Genomic DNA, 20166 nt, shown 5'->3' on the forward strand with positions numbered 1-20166 from the left:
TCTCCTCCATACACGCGATTAGAATCCAAGCGACTGCATCGGCAGGTCGGATCGCCGCGCGATGGACTCAACTTGCTCAATCACGGATTTGGCCAGTGCCGGGTTGGCCATTGCAAATGAAATGTTGGCACGCAGCCATCCGTCCAACTGCCCGATGTCGTGCCGCACCCCTTCGAACTGGTGTGCATAGGTCTTTCCGGAGAGGGCCAATTGTTGGATCGCGTCCGTCAACTGCAACTCTCCGCCATGGCCCAGCGGGGTTTGCTCCAGCGCTTCGAAGATGGAGGGCGGCAAAATATACCGGCCGAGCACCGCCAGGTTGGACGGCGCTTGCTCCGGGCTCGGCTTTTCCACGACGCTTCGCACGGCGAGAACCCCTGGCCGCCCGGATTCGGTTGACGCCGTCGACGCCGGGTCTATCATGCCGTACTTCGGCGCATCACTGGCCGGTACGCGCTGAACGCCCAGCATCGCGGTCTCGGGGTCGTCGTAGACCTGCATTAACTGGCCGGTCACCGGGTTCGAAGCCTGGATAATGTCATCGCCAAGCAAGACGGCAAACGGCTCGTTGCCGACGAACGACTTCGCGCAAAGAATCGCATGGCCGAGTCCCAGCGGCGTTTTTTGACGAACGTAGTGGATGTCGACGAGATCGGAAATGGCTTTGACCTCGGTCAACATACTGGACTTGCGGCTTTGCTCCAGGTGGAGCTCCAGTTCTGGTGAACGGTCGAAATGGTCCTCAATCGCCTTCTTTGTTCGGCCTGTAATAATGAGGATTTCTTGGATCCCGGCGTAAACCGCCTCTTCTACAATGTACTGGATACAAGGTTTATTTAAAATCGGCAGCATCTCTTTTGGTACTGCCTTGGTCGCGGGCAACATTCTTGTCCCAAATCCGGCGGCAGGAATGACCGCTTTCCGAACCTTCATCCTCTTCACCTCGTTCCTTGGCAAGGCCACCCCTATTATACACTGTTTTCTCCATTCCGAGGACAAAAGCCCAAGCTGGGCGCGGCCAGGCCTGTCGCGCGCCCTTTGCGCTGTCCTGCGGACGAAGGCGCCAAGCGGCGTTCAGTCGTTCTCAGGCGGGTTTGGCAGCTGCCAGGAGGAGAGCTGTTCCCACAGGGACGCGTCGACAATCCGCACTTCGACGGTGGGCAGATGGAGGTTGCGCACGACCTCCGGGGCAACCACCTGGGTGTACCACGCGGAAGGGACTTGGGCGAAGACGTCATCGATGTCTCGGGTCAATGCATCGAGATCGATTCCTTCATACACGGGACGCGATGGTGCCAGGTAGCTTCGGGCCCGCTGCCACATTTTCCAGCCGCCGCGGACGTTGCCGTTGTGCAGGTGGTACAGGCACACGGCTGCCTGAATCAGCCCTTTGAGCACGATGGGCCGGCCCGTGTCGAGCCACAGGGATTCCCCGTACTCGTGGCATTCAAAGTAATCGCGCAGGACATTGAAGCAATACAGGTAGGAAAGGAACCGGTCGTCCCAAGGGCGTGTGGCCGCGTGGTCGGAATTTCCGCGGGTCATGGCACACACCTCCTGACTTTGCTACCATGATAGCATGATTTCACTTCGTGTCAGTCCGTGCGGCCGGTCCGCGTCTGCGGGCCGGAACCGGCAATTTTGTTCTGGGGAAGAGGTTGAACAAGTCGATGACAGCTTCGAAGCAGAAAGTCATTCTGGACGTGGACACGGGCGTAGATGACGCACTCGCCATTCTTGGTGCGGTGTTGTCCGACCGCCTGGACGTCCTCGGCATCACAACGAGTTTTGGCAACGTGGACATTGATACAGCGACACGCAATACCTTGGCCGTGCTCGAGTTTGCGGGTCGTACAGACATTCCTGTGTACGTCGGGGCGGACAAGCCGCTTTTGCGGGAGTGGCAGGGACCCGTGCCCTGGATTCACGGGACCAACGGGCTCGGCGATGCCGATTTGCCGCCCATGCGCACGCTGGCGCAGGACGAGCCGGCGGCATCGTTCATTCGCCGGACCATTTTGGAACATCCGGGAGAGGTCACGTTGATTCCTGTGGCACGCATGACGAATGTCGCCAGCGTGATTCAGTTCGACCCGAGCATCGTGGAAAAAATCCAGCGCATCGTGATGATGGGGGGTGCCGCGTTCTGCCCGGGCAATGTCACGCCAGTGGCAGAGGCGAACATCTGGGGCGACCCAGAAGCCGCTCACATCGTGTTTCACTCGGGCGCGCCCATCACGATGGTGGGACTCGACGTGACCATGCAGGCACGGCTGACCACCCGGCACCTCGAAACTTTGCGCGAGTCGCCGTACGCGGCGTTCCTCAAGCAGGCCGTTTCCTTTTACATTGGTGCGTACGAGCGGGCACAGGCGCAGGAAGAGGGCGACCGCTGGTGTGCACTGCACGACCCATTGGCCGTCGCGATGGTGGAGGACCCGACGCTTTGTGAGACGCGGGAGTATTACGTGGACGTCGAAACCGAGGGACGCCTGACCGCCGGCATGACCGTGGTGGACGCGAGGAAGACGCCCGACCATCGGCCGAATGCTTCGGTCTGCGTCGGGATCGACGTTGACCGCTTTCTGAAATGGTGCGCGGACCGCATCGGGTTTGCCTTATGAACAGGACACGGGTGTTGTTGACGGGGTTCGACCCGTTCCACGACGACCCGGTGAACGCGGCCTGGGAGGTGGTTCAGGAAGTGGCGGCGTCAGACCTGGCGGGGATAGACCTGCATGTTCAGCAGATCCCGACGGTCTTCCACACGTCCCTCGACGTGCTGGCGCAGGCCATCCGGCAGGTCCAGCCTGACGTGGTGCTGTGTCTTGGGCAAGCCGGGGGCCGGGCAGCCATTTCGATTGAGCGCATCGGCGTGAATCTCGACGATGCGCGGATTCCCGACAACGCGGGACAGCAGCCGCGTGAAGTTCCGATTGTGGCAGGAGGTCCAGCCGCGTACTGGAGCGGGCTGCCGGTTCGAGACCTGGTGACGCGCCTCCGGGAGGCGGGCATCCCGGCGGAGGAGTCCTGGTCTGCGGGACATTTTGTCTGCAACCATGTGCTCTACGGCCTCATGCACTTGCTGCAGGCGCCTGAATTCCAGACGCAGGGTGTGGTGGGGGGATTCATTCATGTTCCGTACCTGCCTGAACAGGCGGCACGGCACCCGAATACGCCTTGCCTCGGCCGCGCGGAGATGGTTCGAGCGCTGAGGCTCGTGCTGGATGCTTTGAAACGGTAGACGCGGGCTGCTGAGGACTTCGCCTTGACACCGTTGACGACGTTGGTGGTCCCGCCTTGTTCGCAGCAACGTGCAGACGACAAGCGGGCGGCTTGATGCAGAGAACCCTGCATCAGGCCGCCCGCTCTGTATTCCGCCCGCGCCGTTTAGTTCCCGCCGTCCTCGGCTGCGCTCAACTGCTTTGCGAACGTGTTGAACGTCTCACTTTGCGAAGGAGACGGGGATGGAATGGAAATCTTCGTGGTCAGCGGTGCAGACGTCGCCGTGAAGTCCATTTCGCCGCTGGCGCCCACTTGCGGGATGTGCACGACAATGCCGCCGGTCACTTTTTCCGTCACCGTGCCAAACAGCGGTTTTTGCACCGCGATGGTGGTTTGCTTGACCGTCACGTCGCCTGAATGGAGGGCGGTCTGGATGGCCGCCAAAACGGCCTCTTCTGGCGTGTTGGTGAGGTTCTCCTCAATGGCCTGCTTGACTTGTGCCTGCGTTTCACCGGCAGGCAGGTTGGAACCCTCCATTTGGCTCAGCAGCGAAGCGTACTGATCCGGGTTGGCGTAGACTGCCTTCACCTCGTTGTCGAGGATGTCTTCGAACCCCTTTTGGTCGAACGTCAGACGCACGCCGGCGAGGCCGCTGCGGTGAAAGTATTGCTGCGGAATGGCCTGCACCACCAGGGCGGCCAGCTGTTTGGCCGCGGCCAGACTTTTTGGGTTGATGTCCGATTCCGAATGGTTGACTTCTGACCAGAACTTCGCAATGGCGCTCGACTGTGAGGAATCGGTGACCAGGTACTTTGGGATTTGCACGCCCGCTGGAAGAAACGCGGCGAGCAGCGACTGGTATCTATTCGCATTGACGATGGCTTTGCTGCCGGTGACCCACACAGTCGCCTGTCGCGGCACGGACTCCATGTTGGTTTTCAATCCGATTTGCGCTTGCTGGGCCTGCGGATCGAGGAGGACGCTCAGACCGAGGGACGAATTGTTCAGCGACGACAAAAGCGCCTCGTCGGTGGACGACAACCCGGGCACCTGCAGGTTCTTAAATTGAAGGTTCCACTGTTCCTGAACGTTTGTGGACGCTGTGGTCGTGTTCTTCGACACAGCGTTTAACACGAGCTGCTTGCCGGATGCGAAAACATCCATGGCGTTGGCCGTGCCAGCCAGTCCGGCGAGCACAATGACCGCCGCGCCGCCGCCGATCCACCAAGCGGTCTTGCGTCTTTTTTGAGAGGGTCGATTGGCATCTGCGCCAACAGATTGAACGTGCTTATTCATCCGTTTCCATTCCTCGTTTCCTTTCTAATTGCGCTGCTTGCGCTGCGAGACAGGACGGGCGCATCGCGTCAGGCATGCACCGGGCATGCATCGGGCGGTCGGCGCGCTTGATGCTGTCGCCCATTATCTCACATCCGAGGCGGCTTTGGGCTGGAGAATTTTCCATGTGAACCGCCTGCGTATTCAGCCTTCCTTCACGATTGTGTCCCATCTCCGCGGCTCATAAACAAGCGGCTGCTGCGCAAAGTGGTACCATAGAGGCTGGAGGGATGGTCATGGGGGAATGGACTTGGTTGCATGCCGTGTTTCCCATCGCGGACGTGGAACTGATGCAGCCTCCGGTTCAGCCGAAGGCTGCGAATGTACTCGTACGAACCGTGCGAAAAGTGCCGCAGGGTGAGCCGTTATACAAAGATGGGCAGGCAGATGGGACTGCAGAGGGCAGGGGCTCGGACGCAGCCGGTTCTCATCAGGACTGGTACGAAATTCGTGTGGCCCCCCATAACGTCGCCCCCTTTCGCGGGGGCCCTTGGCGCGCGCAGTTTACCAAGGCAGAGCTGGAAAACCCAGGGGAAGCGCTGTACCGCTTCCGGGCGCGTCTGGCGGAAGCCGTCGCACGCGCAGAGGCACAGTCTCCCCGGTAACCCCCCATACGGTATGGGAGGTCGCTGCATACGATGTGGACGACTTCCAAATGGGGGGATGAATCATGCGGCATCACGCCCGGCTGCCGCGGCCCAGCCGCGTCGCAGCGCACGAAGAAAAACGGGGGCCGGGTGCACGGCGGAGAAAACCTGAACTTGGCAAGTATCTCTTGTACGTGCATTTCGCAAAGGACACTTTCATTCGCAAATTCCTCCCGCCGACGCGCCGGTACCGTCATGAGACGGTACGCTCGTTTTTAAACCAGTACGGCGTTGTCTACCTCAAGCCGCAAGGCGGCAGCCGGGGGCGAGGCATTATGAAGGTGTGGCGGCGGGACGGCGCCGTCTATGTGCAGCACACGGTTTACGCCCCAAAGCGCTTTGCCTCGGTGGATGAGGCACTCACCTACATTGACCAGAAACGCGGCGGCCAAGGGTACGTCGTGCAGCGCGGGATTGCGCTGGCCAAGGTGCACGGAAGGCCCTTTGACATCCGCGTGATGATGCAAAAGGACGTCCCCGGCGGACAGTGGTTGTACGCTGGGATGGTGGCGAAAGTGGCGGGCAAGGGCAGTGCGGTGACCAATGTCGCGCTCAGCCGGGGGGCGGTGATGCGCGTCGAGGAAGCCCTCAAGCAGGGACTGGGGTGGAATGCGGTAAGCATCCGACGCTGCAAGAACCAGATGATTCAACTGGCGAAACGGGCGGCCAAGCACTTTGATACCTACCAACCCTATCGGGAGATTGGCTTTGATATGGCCGTGGATACCAACGGCCGGATTTGGCTGCTGGAAGAAAATACAGCGCCCAGTCACCCGCTCTTCGCGAAATTGAAGGCGGACCTGTCCATGTATCGGCGAATCCAGTTCCGCTGGGGGCGCTATCAGCGCGCCTTGCGGGCGAAACGGTCCGGGTAGAGCTGCGGCGGAAAGCACGCGTGGAACGCATTCGTGGAAAGCGCGGATTCGTTTCAAAATCTCCACAAAAAGTGTGTCGAAATTACGCTCAAACGCGATATAGTATGTCATAATACAAACAAATAGGACTGCATGAATTGGGGAGTGATCCGGTGATACAGGGAACCTGGAAACGGCTGAACTCGACGGAATTGGTGGAGGAAGCCATCCGTCGCGGGGAAGGTGCATTGTTGGCGAATGGCGCATTCTGCGCACACACAGGAAAATTTACGGGCCGTTCCCCGAAGGACAAGTTCTTTGTCGCCTATGCGGGTTGCCCGTTGCCGACCGAACGCCATCAGTGGATTACGGAGGCCCAGTTTGACCGGCTCTTTGCGAAAGTGCAAGCGCATTTGCAGGCGACCGGCGGCTACGTCTTCGACGGCGCCGTGAATCAGCATCCGACCCACCGTGTCCCTGTTCGCTTTTATACCGAGTTTGCGTGGCATAATCACTTCGTTCAAGACTTGTTCCTGCCAGGCAATCCAGACGTGGCACCGCAGTACACGGTGTACGGCGCGCCGACCCTGAAGGCTGTTCCGGAAGAAGACGGTACCCGGAGCGAGACATTTATCGTGATCCACCTCAAACGGGGCATCGTGCTGATTGGCGGTACGGAGTACGCAGGGGAGTTGAAGAAGTCGATTTTCACCCTGATGCACCACCACCTGGCGGAACGCGGCATTATGCCAATGCACTGCTCGGCGTCCGTTGGCGAAGCAGGCGATGTGGCACTGTTCTTCGGCCTCTCGGGGACAGGGAAAACGACCTTGTCTGCCGATCCGGCCCGGCGTCTGATTGGCGACGACGAACACGGCTGGGCAGAAGACGGTGTATTTAATATGGAGAACGGGTGCTACGCTAAGTGCATCGACCTCTCGCGCGAGAAGGAGCCAGATATCTACGATGCCATCCGCTTTGGTGCGGTGCTGGAGAACGTGGTATACGATGACGCCCGTTTGCCGGTGTACGGCGACCGTTCGCTCACGGAGAACACGCGCGCAGCTTACCCGTTGTCGTTTATTCGGAACATCGAACCGAGCGGGCGGGGCGGCCATCCGCAGGTGATTATTTTCCTGTCCGCGGACGCCTCGGGGGTTCTGCCGGCAGTGGCCCGCCTGACGCCGGAGGACGCGCGTAAGCACTACCTGCTGGGTTACACCAGCAAGCTGGCGGGAACCGAGCGCGGCGTGGTCAGTCCGGAAGCCACGTTCTCGGCCTGTTTCGGGGCTCCGTTTCTGACCGATCGACCGGTGCGCTATGCGGACATGCTGATGGAACGGGTGGCGCTGTACGATGTGCCGGTCTATCTGCTCAATACCGGATGGGTTGGCGGTGTGTACGGGCAAGTCGACCGGATTCCGCTGAAGGTGACTCGAGACCTGGTCAATCGAATCATCCGCGGTGAGCTGAACGACGTGCCGACGGTGCGGGACGACGAGCTGTTCTTGAATGTGCCGACGGAAATTCCGGGGGTCCCGGACGCCTACCTGCACCCGCAGCGTGAGCCGGCGCACAGTGCGGACTACGGAAACCGCCGTGTTGCACTGGCCAAGTCGTTCGCGGATGTGCTGGGCGACTACCTGGGGGTTGCGGAGCGCTGATTCTGCCGCTCGAGCAGGTCATCGAGCGGTATGTGTGCGGGAGCACGTCACCGGATGTCCGCCATGTCAGACGCATCACCAAAGGCCAGCGTTGACACGTGGCGCGTGTCCATCCTGGCCTTTGGTGTGTGGTGGCGGGTAGAAGGGATGGAATCATTGCGCTAGAATGGAGGGATAAATGCGCTTGCACCTGGCGTTTCGCGGGTGCACGCCGTGTTTCGGGGGGCAACGCGGGAAGTGGAGGTGACTGTGTGCATATTCCGGAATGGGAGTGGGTTCTTCGGCTGCTGGTCGCCGGCTTGTTAGGTGCGGCGATTGGGGCCGAGCGCAAGGTCCACTATAAGGATGCCGGACTCCGGACGCATTTCGTGGTGAGCATTGCCAGTGCGCTCATCATGATTGTCTCCAAGTACGGCTTTTTCGATCTCGTCAACGTCCACTCGATGAGTATTGACCCGAGCCGAATCGCGGCGCAGGTCGTCAGCGGCATCGGCTTTCTCGGCGCAGGCCTCATCATTTTCCGGCGCAATGCCATCACGGGCCTCACGACGGCGGCGGGCATTTGGGCGACCGCCGGCATCGGTCTCGCGGTGGGCAGTGGTCTATATCTCATTTCCGTGGCCGCGACGGCGTTTGTGCTCATTGGCCTGGTGGCGTTGAAAAAGCTGGAGCAGCGACTGGTCAAGCAGCTCGATACCATCACGGTGACCGCGCGCCAAAGTGAAGGCGTCATTGCGAGGGTGCGGTCTGTGCTGGTGAGCGCTGGGGTGTCCATTGAACGCGTGGGTGTCAGTGTCTTGGAGGAGCACCCGAACCTGATGGAGCTGGAATTTTCCTGTCGTTTTCGCCCCGATCTCGATGCTGGCCGGGTCACGGATTCGTTGATTCAGATTGAAGGCGTGCAGGCCGTCGATTTCGCCTCCTCGCGGGCGGCGGAGTGATGGCCAGCAAAAGAACCCGACAGTCCCAGCATAAGCCCGCCAACAACGGCGTGATCGCGCGGCGAACAGCGTGATTGCGCCAGCAACAACGTCAGCCCGGGACGATTGACATCCGTCCCAATCCCCCGTATACTGCATGTGTACCACGTGGACTGGTACACATATTACAGGTAGGATGCCAACTGGAGGCCAGAGGATGTGGCTTCAGGTCAATCCGCGGTCGCCCGTACCGGTCTATCAACAAGTGGTGGACGGCGTGAAGGCGGCGGTGGCCAAGGGGCTGCTGCAGCCAGGCGAACGTTTGCCGTCCGTGCGCGAGTTGGCGACTGAAATGACCATCAACCACAACACCATCGCCAAGGCGTACCAGGAGCTGGAACGCGAGCGGGTGATTGAAGTGGTGCGCGGGCGCGGCACCTTCATTGCGCTGCAGCCGTCCGTGCCCAATCGGGAGGAGCGGATGCTGAGCATGCGCGAGGAGATGCGCCGCTTGCTGGTGGAAGCGCACCACTTGCACCTGTCGAGTGACGATGTGCTGCAGATGTTTGTGCAGGTGGTTGAAGAATGGCGATCGCAAACAGGAGGGGTAGCGGGTGACCAAAGCGGTAGAAACCGTCAGTCTGACCAAACGGTTTGATGCGCGTCTCGCGGTGGATGACGTGCATCTCACAGTGCCGGAAGGGTCGATTTACGGGGTGGTTGGCGCAAACGGCGCAGGCAAGAGTACGCTGCTCCGGCTCATCCTGGGGACGTTGTGGCCCACCCGCGGGGAAGTTCGGCTGTTTGGCGAGCCCTTGCCGCGGGAGTCGGCGTCGTTTCGGCAGCGTGTGCACTTTGTCGGCGCGGACGGCGAGATGCTGCGGTCCTTTCGCGTGCACGAACTGGCCCGCTACTCGAGTTTGCTGTATGAACGCTGGGATGCAGCGCGCTGCGACCGATTGTTCAAGGCGCTCGAACTGCCGCGGGACCGGACCATTCGCAACCTGTCCACGGGCATGAAGATGCAGCTGCGCCTGGCCATTGCGTTGTCGGCGCACCCCGACCTGCCCATTCTGGATGAGCCGACGAATGGGCTTGACCCCGTCGTGAAACGGCAGTTTCTGCAGCTCATCGTACAGGAGGCGGCGGGGCAGGGGACGACGGTGCTGCTGGCGACGCACCTGCTGGAGGATGTGGAGCGCATCGCCGACGGGATGGCCGTCCTGTATCAAGGGCGTGTGCTTGCGTCCGGCGTGATCGACGACCTGAAAGGCCGCGTCCGCCGGTACCAGGCGGCCTTGCCGGGGGGGCTGCCGCCAGCCATCGAAGACGACCCTGCTGTGTCCCGGGTCGAGCGAAAGGGGCAGGTGTTCACCATTACCGTCGAAGGTGACACGGCAGACATCGAGCAGCGTCTGCGTGCCGCCGGTGCGCCGTTTGTGGAACCCATTGAACTGGAACTGTCGGACCTGTTCCGCTATTTGATGGAGAAGGAAGGGTACAGTCGTGACAGCGTTCTTCTCTCCTGACGCGGTGCGGTTGGAGACGTGGTTTCCCAAAGCCTTGTTGTACCGCGAGTGGCGCCTGAACCGGGGGAAATACGCGCTGGCCGCAGCCCTGTGGATGGCAGAGTTCATTGGCCAGTGGTGGTTTGCCGCCAGGCTGCCGCTGCCGGCGCAGCAGTACGAGCGGACTGTGCTGCGAGGCTATGCCTTGTCCAATTTGTCAAACGCGGCCATCGCGATGGAAGTCCTCATTGCGGTTTCCCTGGGAGTCCTGGTGATGCGGCAGGACGCTGCTTCCGGCAACCTGGCGTATACGCTGGCGGGGCCTGTCAAGCGCCGGGATGTGCTCCGCGTGAAAGCCGGGTTTGCGCTGACGGCCCTCGTCCTTGCACAAGGCGTCAACTGGCTGGTGCTCAGTTCCGCCTACACCGGGCTCACAGGCCAGGATGAATTTGGGCGCATCGGGGTTGCGGTGCTGGCGCACACTGTCGTGCTTGCTGCCCTCGTGCTGACCGCCCTGGCCGCCGCTTGTACCACCAGCAACGTGATTTTTGCGGCGGCAGGTGCCCTGTTGGCGGCCGCCGTTCCGATGTTCGTCAGGAACCTGATCAGATTCGTTCATGGCACGCTGTTCACGGGTGTCGCAGCGGGGACGCCAGACCCGCACTGGCTTCAGTTGACGATGGTCCTTGTCGGTCAGCTGTCACCGCTGGCTGGATACCACTTTACCACCGCGTGGTTCGCAGGCTTGTACTTCCTTTGGTTTGTGGCATGGGCGGCTGCGTTTTGGGTGACGGCCCAGAGGGTCTTCGAGGCCGCGCCCGCGGAGCGGTTTAGCAATGTTTTTTACTTTCCGTGGCTGTGGTACGTGGTGCTTGGCGGGGTGTCGTTCATCATCGCGACGATCTTTGCACATGTCCTCACGGATCTGCGAAACGGATACATGTTTCTGCTCTGGTTCGTCTTATTCTTTGGTGCCTCGTGGTGGACCATCAAGACGGTGATGCAACGGACAGAGGGGACGAAGACGAACGGGGCATGATGGGCATGTGGCTGGATATCATACTGCGATCTCCGAAGGATCGCCGGGAGGCTTGGGAATGGCCGTTCTTACGCTGGAGAATGTGGCAAAGAAAATTGGGTCGCGGTGGATTGTCGAGGACCTCAACATGACGGTGGAGCCCGCGGAGGTGTATGGGTTCCTGGGGCCGAACGGCGCCGGCAAAACGACGACCATCCGCATGATTGTAGGTTTGGCGCGCCCGACGAAAGGCGTCATCCGCATCGACGGCCATGACGTGCAGCGCGAGTGCGCTGCGGCGCTGCGAAACATCGGCGCGATCGTTGAAAATCCGGAGACGTACAAGTACCTGTCGGGCCGCGAAAATCTGATTCACTACGCTCGGCTGAATGGGCTGGACGTCGGCCGCCGCAACCGCAAGATTGACGAAGTGGTGGACATCGTGGGCCTGACCGGCCGCATCCACGAAAAGGTCAAGCGTTACTCGCTCGGCATGCGGCAGCGCCTCGGTGTCGCACAGGCGCTCTTGGGTGACCCGAAGCTGCTTGTGCTGGACGAGCCGACGAATGGGCTCGATCCCGCCGGGATGCGCGAGTTCCGGGAGCTGATGCGACGCCTTGCGCAGGAGGGCATGTCGGTGTTTGTGTCGAGCCACCTGCTCGGGGAAATCCAGTTGATGTGCGACCGCGTCGCGATTGTGAAAAACGGACGTGTGATTGCGGAAGAACGGGTGAACGAATTGGTGGAGAACGCGGCGGGCGGGATTCGCATCGCGGTGGGTCAGCCCGAGCCTGCGGTGGCGGCGCTGCAATCCGCCGGACGCCATGCTTCCGTCGACCGAGACGGCTTTATCCGCGTGACGGCGAAGCGGGATGAGGTGCCGGACGTGATCCGCCGCTTGGTGAACGCCAACATCGACATCTACGGCGTGGAGCAAGGCCGGGATTCGCTGGAGGAAATGTTCCTGCAGTTGACCGAGGAAGACGCGCAATCGATGCAGTCCGCGGTATCGGCTGCGGCAGGGGAGGGACCGGCGAATGCTTGAGTTGTTTCGAGTGATTGCAAATGAATGGATGAAATTGCTCCGCCGCAAGCGGTTGTGGGTGGCGGGCATCCTCATGCTGGTGACGGTTGCGCTGTATGGCGTTACCGAATATCATTCGCATCAGGCCGCACTGAACAATCGGCCCGAGAAGCAGTTGACAATCGTCGAACAGAACTTATCTGACATCAAGGCGCATCCGAAGTCGGACCCAAACTACCAGCAGGACGTACAAAGTCTGCAGCAGCAAATTGCGACGCTGAAGGTAGAAGTCGCTGCGGAGAAGCCGGGTAGTGACTGGAAAACGCCGCTGCAGCAGGAGAAGAAGGCGGACCTCGCACAGATGAACCAGGTGCCAGCTGGCGAGCGGGCGAGCTCTCCGACGTGGAACTACATGCAGGGCCAGTTGATGACCATCAATTATCAGCTGCAGCACAATGTCCGGCCGCTGCAGCCGTGGCAGTTGTCGCCGTACGGTGAAATGATGCAGTATCTCGCGGTTGCCGCAATGCTGTTTCTGCCGTTGGTGGTCGCCATTCTGGTCGCCGACATGGTGGCTGGCGAGGCGACGGAGGGCACCATCAAGCTGCTCCTGGTGCGGCCTGTGTCGAGGGCAAAAATCCTCCTCGGCAAGTGGATCACGTCGCTGTTTGTTTCGGCCCTGGCCACGGCGTTGACAGGTGCGGCGTTGTGGGCGGTGGGTGTCGCGATTCTCGGCAACGTGGGTGCCAATCAGCCCATCGCGGTGGGCAGCGGGGTGAACATGATCCACCAGGTGGTGGCCGGCCCTCTAGTCTCTGGGAGTACCTACAATGCGTCGACGGGGATGCTCGTCTTCCAGACGTACACGCACGCGACCGTCATTCCCATGTGGCATTACGTCCTGACGGGCCTTGCGTTGACGGTTTTTGCGATGCTCGCGGTTGCAACCGTTACCTTCTTGTGTTCGACCATCTTTCGCTCAACGATGGCGAGCACGGGTGTGTCGCTTGGCCTGGTCATCATTGGCTTTGTGGTGGCGCAAATGGCCATTCACGTGAAGTGGCTGGTGTGGCTGTTTTTCCCGGTGCACCTGGCACTGTTCACCAACTGGGCGGGACAGTTGAGCCAAGAGGCACAGATGAACGCACCGCTTGGTTTGGGCATGCTCGTGTTGTCGGTTTGGGGTGTCTTGAGTCTCGGTGTTTCGCTGGTGTACTTTTCCAAGCGCGACATTCTGAACGCTTAAGTCAACGCGGGAAGGGGATGCGGCTGGCACCCGCTGTGCGGCACGCGCTTGGGGCAGCGGTGGACGCCCGCCTTGCAACGGCCGTCCGCCTGCTGCCTCATCCTTAGCGCGCGTAATCCAACCATCGAAGTGGAACGACCGTCCCCTTTGGCACACTGGGTGCGTCGAGGCGGATGAGGCAATTCGCCTTGCTGAAACTGGAAACCTGCCCAGACGACTGCGGCATTTGCGCGTCCACCAGGACTTCTCCCTGGTGGATGCTTGCATGTGCCCGTAAAATGCGTGTGTGTTGGACGGGTTTGAGTTCCATATCGTGCAGCAGTTTGCCGCTCGCCGGAAACGGCTCGTCCGCCCAGCCAAGCGCTGCGCGCAGCACGGGGCGGACCAGGGTTTCAAACTGAACGAAGCTGGCCGCCGGGTTGCCTGACAACGCAAACACCGTGGCTGCGCCCACCTTCGCCGCCACGAAGGGGGCGCCGGGCCGAATCAGCACCTTGCGAACGTGGAGGTGACCGGACAGTTCCTGCAGGATGCCGGGTAGGTAGTCATAGTCGCCAGCGGAGACGCCGCCGGTGGTGATCACGACGTCGCTCCGTGCGCACGCTGCCGCCAACGCCTGACGTATCTGCCGGCGGTCATCGGACAGCGTTTCGCATTGCCGAACGTGCAGTCCGTCTGCGGTGAGCGCGCCGCGCAAGAACGCATCGTTCGACCCGTAGATGCGGCCCGGCGGCAAGGGAGGCGCCCCGTCGGCGCCGTCCGTCCCGGTGACGAGTTCCGTCCCGGTGACGATCACACTGCACGTCGGCGCGGCCGCCACAGTGAGTGACCCGATGCCGAACGCGCGGCACAGCGCCAGGTGCCCCGGGGAGATACGGACACCGGGCATCAGCAGGACATCTCCCGCCCGTCCGTCGTCACCCCGCGGTTGAATGGATTCGCCGGGGGCCACCGCGTGCACCACCTCGACGGAGGTTTCCGTGGCGTTGCTGCACCACTCCAATCGGACGACTGCGTTCGCGCCTGGCGGCACGGGCGCCCCCGTCATGATGCGCACCGCCTCGCCCGGCCGCAGCGGGTCCGGGTGCACCGTGCCGGCCGCGACGGATCCGACCACTCGAAACGCCGCCGCCCTGCTGTCGCCGCCCTGCGGGCGGGCGTCAGCAGGCGGCGCGGGCTGACCGGCGACAATCGCGTACCCGTCCATCATGGCACGGTCAAACGGCGGCACGTCAATCTGCGCGACCGCCTCGCCCAGCAGGATGCGGCCGAGGCACGCATCCGTGGGCAGCGTCTCCGACCGCGGGACCGGGGTCAGGCGGCGAATCTCCTGGACAGCTTCGTCAAACGTGTGCACGCGCTCCATGTTTACCCCAGAATGGTTTCGATCTCGGCGATGGTTTGTTCGTCCAGTTTCACGCCGGAAGCCTTGACGTTTTCACGGACTTGCTCAGGCCGGCTCGCGCCAATCAGCGCACTGCTGATGCTCGGCAGGCGCAGGACCCAGGCGAGCGCGAGCTGCGACAAGGTGATTTCGAGGCGTTTCGCGACGGCTTCCAGCTTCTCCACTTTGTCGAGCACGTGATCGTTGAGCATGCCCTGGATGAACCGGCTGACCCCTTCGGTTGCAGCGCGCGATCCCGCCGGTGCAGCCTGGCCCCGCTTGTATTTCCCGGTGAGCACCCCTTGTGCCAGCGGCGAGAAGACGACTTGGCCGATGCCGGCGTTGTCGCAAATCGGGATCACCGCGTTTTCAATGTACCGCTGGAACATGTTGTAGACGGGCTGGCTGGCAGCGAATTTGCGCAGGCCGAGTTCCTTTTGAATGCGTACACCTTCGGCAATTTTGTCCGCCGGCCACTCGGACAGACCCACGTAGAGGGCTTTCCCTTGCGCAACGATGTCGTCCAAGGCGCGGAGGGTTTCTTCGAGGTCGGTTTCCGGATCGAACCGGTGGCAATAGAAGATGTCGACATACTCCACGTTCAGGGATTTCAGGCTTTGTTCGATTTGTGTCATGATGTGTTTGCGGCTCAGCCCGCGGTCGTTGACACCCGGGCCCACCGGCCAAAACGCCTTCGTGGTGACGATGTAGCTGTCGCGATTGTACGGTGCGAGCGCCTCCGCCAGTACCTTTTCCGCCGCGTGCGGTTCGGCACCGTACACGTTGGCGCAGTCGAAATGATTAATGCCGAGATCGTAAGCCTCTTTCACACAGGCAATCGCCTGCTCCTTCTCCGTCACGGTCCCGTATGTCAACCAACTGCCGAGCGCGATTTCGGAAACTTTGAGCCCGCTCTTTCCAAGCCGACGATATTCCACGTTTGTCACTCCTTATGCAGAGTATGTAGCGATGAAGCGATGGACGACTTGCGCTGGGGCGGGTCAGCGCCCCGGATGGGGCAAACCGGAAGCGGTAACGGCAACAGCAGCGGCAACAGCAGCGGTAAAGCCCCTGATGCCGGTCCGCGATGGTGTGAGTCCACGATGGTGTGAGTCCCGCATGTGAGTCCCGCACGTGAGTCCGTCGTCCAAGTTTCATTGTAGAGAACTCCACCCGGGCACGCAAACAGGGCCGAGGGCGGAGCGGTCGCGGCAGCTTAGGGAAGGAAAGACGCCAAAAGGAGGCTGGGACCGGCCGGACCGGGCGCTGATTAGATAGAAAGGGTGCCTAAAGCGCCGGGATCATACGCCGGTCGCGGCGGCTTAGGGAAGGAAAGGTGCCAAAAGGAGGCGGGGACCGGCCGGACCGGGCGCTGATTAGGTAGAAAGGGTGCCTAAAGCGCCGGGATCATACGCGGTCGCGGCAGCTTAGGGAAGGAAAGACGCCAAAAGGAGGCGGGGATCGGCCGGCCCGGGCGCTGATTAGGCAGAAAGGGTGCCTAAAGCGCCGGGATCATACGCCGGTCGCACCGGCTTAGGGAAGGAAAGACGCCAAAAGGAGGCGGGGATCGGCCGGACCGGGCGCTGATTAGGCAGAAAGGGTGCCTAAAGCGCCGGGATCATACGCCGGTCGCACCGGCTTAGGGAAGGAAAGGTGCCAAAAGGTGGCGGGGACCGGCCGGACCGGGCGCTGATTAGGTAGAAAGGGTGCCTAAAGCGCCGGGATCATACGCGGTCGCGGCGGCTTAGGGAAGGAAAGACGCCAAAAGGAGGCTGGGACCGGCCGGACCGGGCGCTGATTAGGCAGAAAGGGTGCCTAAAGCGCCGTTGAGCACACGAGCCGGTCCCCCCGGTCCCTCGCGGTCCCCCAAGCCCTTCGCGGTCCCCCGGTCTCCCGGCCTGCCCGCTTCTCTTCCCTCGCTCCACTTCCTCCGCGCCTACGTGAAGTAGCCCATTCTGCGAAAGGTCAGGTCGTCATGCCGGTAGAACTTCAGCTGGTTCCACGCGGATTCGGTGCCTGGTGCGGGGGCGCAGGCGGTCCAGCCGAAAAAGCCGAGGCGGTGACTGATGTCGACCGCGGCTTCCACCAGTCGCTGGCAGACGCGTTCGCCCGCGGCGTTGCGCCACAGCTGCCTTGGACTTGTCGCACGCAGCGCTGGATGGAGGGCGACGTGTTCAATGAAGAAGTATTTCTGCCCATAGTCGCGGTACCCGCATAAGACGCCCAAGGGCGCTGCACCAGCCTCTGCGATCACGACTTCTGGCATAGGCTGTGCGCCAAGTTCGCCCTGCCAGATTTCCAAAAGAATGTGGGCGAGCGGTGCGCTTTCTTCCTCCGCTGCGTGACGTTCCGGCTGTGTGTGCAGCCAGCGTTCCTGGGAGAGCCAGGATTCAGCAACCGATTGGATCACGGGGCGCAGGCGTTTGTCGTCGACCATGCGCGTAACAATCTCTTGATCGGCCAGTGCATCGTGCCAGACCAAATCCTGCCACTCGGGCACTGTAGACTGTGCATTGGCCATGAAATGACGGCTTGCTTGCACAAGCCGACGAAACGGAGAGCCCTTCATCGAGAATAGCTCCTTCCAAATTGTGATACTCCTTATTATGGTACAATCAACGCAGATTCAATATCAGATGGCAAAAGGAGATTGACAACTTGGCAAAGCAGTATGACCATGCCCCAGCGATGCAATTGCAGGAAGGAATGCGGTACCAGGCTGTCGTTCGAACGAACAAGGGTGAATTTACTGTCGATTTGTTTGCGAGCGGCGCGCCGCACACCGTCAATAACTTCGTTTTTCTGGCGCGTGATGGGTTTTACGATGGCGTTGTGTTCCATCGCATCATCGAACCCTTTATGATTCAGACGGGTGATCCGACCGGGACGGGTATGGGCGGCCCGGGGTATCAGTTTGCCGATGAACTGCCGCCCGCACAGCCCTACGAACCAGGGATCGTTGCCATGGCCAACGCGGGTCCAAACACGAACGGGTCGCAATTTTTCATTTGCACGGGCGAACATGCTCGGAGCCTGAACCGGACGCCGAACTACTCCGTGTTTGGGCGTGTTTCCGAGGGGATGGATACGGTGCAGACCATCGCTCGTACTCCGGTCGGGCCCTCCCAGTTTGGCGAGCGCAGCAAGCCTTTGGAAGACGTGTTTATCGAGTCCGTGGAAATCATCGAAACGCCGAAATAAGACACTGGACAAGCGGGACGGATTCACGGCTCGCGGTCGAGATGCACGTTGGCTTCGTCGTGGGTGCTCGTGTTCGTCAGGGTCTGGTCGACGCGCTGCCAGGTGTTGAGTTCGTGAATCCGGCTCGCATAGTCGGAAATTTGATGAAAATGATTTACAATCACGTCCCAGTCCTCTTCCTGCTGAATCTGGTCGAGGATGCCTTGGATGACGCGTTCGAAGGCCATGATTTGGTCGGGGATGCGCGCCCGGATTTTTTCCCACCGGACGAGCACTTGCTCTTGTTCGTCGGGCGGCAGTGCTTCGAAGGGGACGGACAGGTCGGGTAACTCAATGCCCAATCGTTCGTCGAAATGAAAGTTCATTGAACCACCTTCCTGTGCTCGCAGGGCGAAAGTGTATCATCTTCCGCCGTTGTATCGTCATCATAGAAGAAGTTGTTTTGCAACTCAACAGATATGGACAAATGAAGTTGCAGACCAACTCAAGATAAGCGATCAAAGGGGGAAGGGTGATGTCCTCCGACTTAGTGGAACATCTGCGGGACATGCTGTCATCCGGGGTGTTTCTGGATCCGCTGCTTGCAAACAACTACCTCAAGAATGCGGGCGACACAGACGGCTCGAACCTGCAGCAAAGGGCACATGAAATGTCAGAACGTTTATACGAACAATTTGTTTCGGTCGACCGTGTACCTACCGACGGGTTGGTCGATAAACGGCCGTTTTCGCCTTCGCTTCTGCGGTTGGCGTTTTACGAAACGCTGCTGTCGACAGCCGTCTTCATCGCGCACGAGGAGACGGGCGTGCCGCAGCCAAGCGAGGCGGCCCTGCAGCGTGCAGGCGAACGCCTGCAGGCGTTTTTGCGAAAAGTGGGTCCGGCGGTCGTGTACAACGTGTACATGCTGATCGCTGGCCACGACGCGATGCAGCCGTTGTCCATACACAAGGACGTCACGGAAACCGAGTTCTTAACCGGCATTCGACATTATCCGTATTTTCCGCAGAACCTGGAACTGTTTTTGATGTTCGGCTTGGCTGCACAAAACATGCGTTTGAAGCGGGTGGGGACAGAACGCATGGTGCAACTGACGCGCGCGGGGCATGAGACGTATCAGAAGGCGCGCGAAGTCATGCGAGCGTCCGGTTACTTTGGCAAACGCGTTCAATTTGCCTATCTGTATCAATTTGACCATGTGGAAGATTGGGACGAGATGTGCGACGTCGTATGGCCCACCAACCGCCTGCGGCGACAGGAGTATCTGGAGTTCGTGGGTGATTTCAAAGGCAAACGCGTCCTTGAAGTGGCTTGTGGTACGGGCGTCATCACCTTTGACACGGGACTCTACGAACGCGTCGGGCCGACGGGCCAGCTCACGGCGCTGGACATCTCGTCGGGGATGCTGGACCAAGCGCAGCGTAAACTGGATGCGCTCGGGAACCCGCCCTACATCAAGCTGCAGCTGGGCAACGTGGAGAAAATGCCCTTCCCGGACGCTTCGTTTGACATTTGTCTGGGGGTCGGCTTCATTCACTTTGTCGATCCGGTCGTGACCCTGCGCGAAATGGCTCGGACCGTGGTCCCTGGCGGCATTGTGTCGATTTTCCAGGGGACTCGGTTCGCGCTGGACGGCGCTTTCTTTCGCGACTGGTTCGAGCCGATTTTTGCTTTGGCCCGCCGGCGCAACGCAGAGCAGCCGAGCAACTACATGCCCGCCGACTGCGACACCTTGGTGCGTTGGTTTGAACAGGCGGGGCTTAAAGACATCGACGTATATGACACCCAATTGGAGTGGGTGTTTGATAACCCTGAAATTGTGGTCCAGCACATTGTACGCGGCGTGAGCTTCTTCGAGGAGGAGTTAATGCAGCTGCCGTGGGATGACCGAAAAGCGATTGTTCTGGAATTGATCGATCGCGGCCGCGACGTCTGCGCCAGGTATCCACTCGCGCAGCGCATCATCCACTGCCCGATGTACGGCATCAGAGGCATCGTCCGCTGAGTGGCGCTTCCATTGGAGCCAGTGCGCTGGCCATCTGGCCAGTGTGCTTCACATGTGGCCGGCGCGCGGTCCAATGCGGTGAGCGCATGAGTTGAGCGGCATGGTATCATTTGATTGGAAAGGTGGGCGATGGGCGGA

Annotated in this window: 20 protein-coding genes; 13 read left to right on the top strand and 7 right to left on the bottom strand. The window is 60.7% G+C overall.

The genetic code is table 11. From position 1 onward, the window contains the following. Positions 1–18: 18 nt before the first annotated feature. Together galU and JI721_RS13240 are read right to left on the bottom strand one after the other, a co-directional pair. Complete coding sequence (gene galU, locus JI721_RS13235; RefSeq protein WP_274455341.1) at positions 19–933, bottom strand: UTP--glucose-1-phosphate uridylyltransferase GalU; 915 nt, start codon at positions 931–933, stop codon at positions 19–21. A 141-nt stretch (positions 934–1074) separates the two neighbouring features. Then, positions 1075–1545: a DUF309 domain-containing protein gene (locus JI721_RS13240; protein WP_274455342.1), complete on the bottom strand. Its 471-nt coding sequence runs from the start codon at positions 1543–1545 to the stop codon at positions 1075–1077. A 125-nt stretch (positions 1546–1670) separates the two neighbouring features. Here JI721_RS13240 and JI721_RS13245 point away from each other — a divergent pair, with 125 nt between their 5' ends. Next, a complete protein-coding gene (locus JI721_RS13245; protein WP_274455343.1) occupies positions 1671–2624 on the top strand; it encodes a nucleoside hydrolase in 954 nt (317 codons plus the stop codon). After that, positions 2621–3244 carry a pyroglutamyl-peptidase I gene (pcp, locus tag JI721_RS13250; RefSeq protein WP_274455344.1) on the top strand — a complete coding sequence of 208 codons (624 nt, stop codon included), beginning with the start codon at positions 2621–2623 and terminating at the stop codon, positions 3242–3244. The genes JI721_RS13245 and pcp overlap by 4 nt, the downstream gene beginning before the upstream one ends. Before the next feature lie 146 nt (positions 3245–3390). Here the strand turns inward: pcp and JI721_RS13255 are convergent, their stop codons facing one another. After that, positions 3391–4521, bottom strand: coding sequence for a hypothetical protein (locus tag JI721_RS13255; protein ID WP_274455345.1), 1131 nt, complete (start codon positions 4519–4521; stop codon positions 3391–3393). A 275-nt stretch (positions 4522–4796) separates the two neighbouring features. On the opposite strand from JI721_RS13255, the gene JI721_RS13260 reads away from it, so the two are divergent. The 9 genes from JI721_RS13260 (at position 4797) to JI721_RS13300 (ending at position 13441) form a co-directional block, all read left to right on the top strand. Beyond that, positions 4797–5165 (top strand): hypothetical protein, encoded by a 369-nt coding sequence (locus tag JI721_RS13260; protein ID WP_274455346.1) that lies wholly within the window; start codon positions 4797–4799, stop codon positions 5163–5165. A 65-nt stretch (positions 5166–5230) separates the two neighbouring features. Then, a complete protein-coding gene (locus tag JI721_RS13265; RefSeq protein ID WP_274455347.1) occupies positions 5231–6082 on the top strand; it encodes a YheC/YheD family protein in 852 nt (283 codons plus the stop codon). Positions 6083–6234: 152 nt separating this feature from the next. Beyond that, positions 6235–7725: a phosphoenolpyruvate carboxykinase (ATP) gene (locus tag JI721_RS13270; RefSeq protein ID WP_274455348.1), complete on the top strand. Its 1491-nt coding sequence runs from the start codon at positions 6235–6237 to the stop codon at positions 7723–7725. A 257-nt stretch (positions 7726–7982) separates the two neighbouring features. Next, positions 7983–8666: an MgtC/SapB family protein gene (locus JI721_RS17125; protein ID WP_307015787.1), complete on the top strand. Its 684-nt coding sequence runs from the start codon at positions 7983–7985 to the stop codon at positions 8664–8666. 196 nt (positions 8667–8862) lie between these two features. Continuing rightward, positions 8863–9303 carry a GntR family transcriptional regulator gene (locus JI721_RS13280; protein WP_274455349.1) on the top strand — a complete coding sequence of 147 codons (441 nt, stop codon included), beginning with the start codon at positions 8863–8865 and terminating at the stop codon, positions 9301–9303. Next, the gene (locus JI721_RS13285) at positions 9260–10174 is read left to right on the top strand and encodes an ABC transporter ATP-binding protein (protein ID WP_274455350.1); all 915 of its coding nucleotides are present in this window, start codon (positions 9260–9262) and stop codon (positions 10172–10174) included. Before JI721_RS13280 ends, JI721_RS13285 begins: the two co-directional genes overlap by 44 nt. Next, positions 10152–11192: a hypothetical protein gene (locus JI721_RS13290; RefSeq protein ID WP_274455351.1), complete on the top strand. Its 1041-nt coding sequence runs from the start codon at positions 10152–10154 to the stop codon at positions 11190–11192. The genes JI721_RS13285 and JI721_RS13290 overlap by 23 nt, the downstream gene beginning before the upstream one ends. Positions 11193–11250: 58 nt before the next feature. Continuing rightward, positions 11251–12216, top strand: coding sequence for an ABC transporter ATP-binding protein (locus JI721_RS13295; protein WP_274455352.1), 966 nt, complete (start codon positions 11251–11253; stop codon positions 12214–12216). Further along, complete coding sequence (locus tag JI721_RS13300) at positions 12209–13441, top strand: ABC transporter permease subunit (RefSeq protein ID WP_274455353.1); 1233 nt, start codon at positions 12209–12211, stop codon at positions 13439–13441. Before JI721_RS13295 ends, JI721_RS13300 begins: the two co-directional genes overlap by 8 nt. A 103-nt stretch (positions 13442–13544) precedes the next feature. Here JI721_RS13300 and JI721_RS13305 read toward each other — a convergent pair whose 3' ends face one another. From JI721_RS13305 to JI721_RS13315, 3 genes are all read right to left on the bottom strand, one after another. Next, entirely contained in the window at positions 13545–14807 is a 1263-nt protein-coding gene (locus tag JI721_RS13305) for a molybdopterin molybdotransferase MoeA (protein WP_274455354.1), read from the bottom strand. A gap of 2 nt (positions 14808–14809) precedes the next feature. Continuing rightward, positions 14810–15763, bottom strand: coding sequence for an aldo/keto reductase family protein (locus tag JI721_RS13310; protein WP_274455355.1), 954 nt, complete (start codon positions 15761–15763; stop codon positions 14810–14812). A 998-nt stretch (positions 15764–16761) separates the two neighbouring features. Next, positions 16762–17394: a hypothetical protein gene (locus JI721_RS13315; RefSeq protein ID WP_274455356.1), complete on the bottom strand. Its 633-nt coding sequence runs from the start codon at positions 17392–17394 to the stop codon at positions 16762–16764. An 89-nt stretch (positions 17395–17483) separates the two neighbouring features. Here JI721_RS13315 and JI721_RS13320 point away from each other — a divergent pair, with 89 nt between their 5' ends. After that, a complete protein-coding gene (locus JI721_RS13320; RefSeq protein ID WP_307015718.1) occupies positions 17484–18026 on the top strand; it encodes a peptidylprolyl isomerase in 543 nt (180 codons plus the stop codon). Positions 18027–18049: 23 nt separating this feature from the next. Here the strand turns inward: JI721_RS13320 and JI721_RS13325 are convergent, their stop codons facing one another. Further along, positions 18050–18391 carry a hypothetical protein gene (locus tag JI721_RS13325; RefSeq protein WP_274455357.1) on the bottom strand — a complete coding sequence of 114 codons (342 nt, stop codon included), beginning with the start codon at positions 18389–18391 and terminating at the stop codon, positions 18050–18052. Positions 18392–18540: 149 nt separating this feature from the next. On the opposite strand from JI721_RS13325, the gene JI721_RS13330 reads away from it, so the two are divergent. Continuing rightward, a complete protein-coding gene (locus JI721_RS13330) occupies positions 18541–20028 on the top strand; it encodes a class I SAM-dependent methyltransferase (RefSeq protein WP_274455358.1) in 1488 nt (495 codons plus the stop codon). Positions 20029–20166: the final 138 nt, after the last annotated feature.

The sequence above is a fragment of the Alicyclobacillus cycloheptanicus genome (assembly GCF_028751525.1).
GTDB lineage: Bacteria > Bacillota > Bacilli > Alicyclobacillales > Alicyclobacillaceae > Alicyclobacillus_L > Alicyclobacillus_L cycloheptanicus.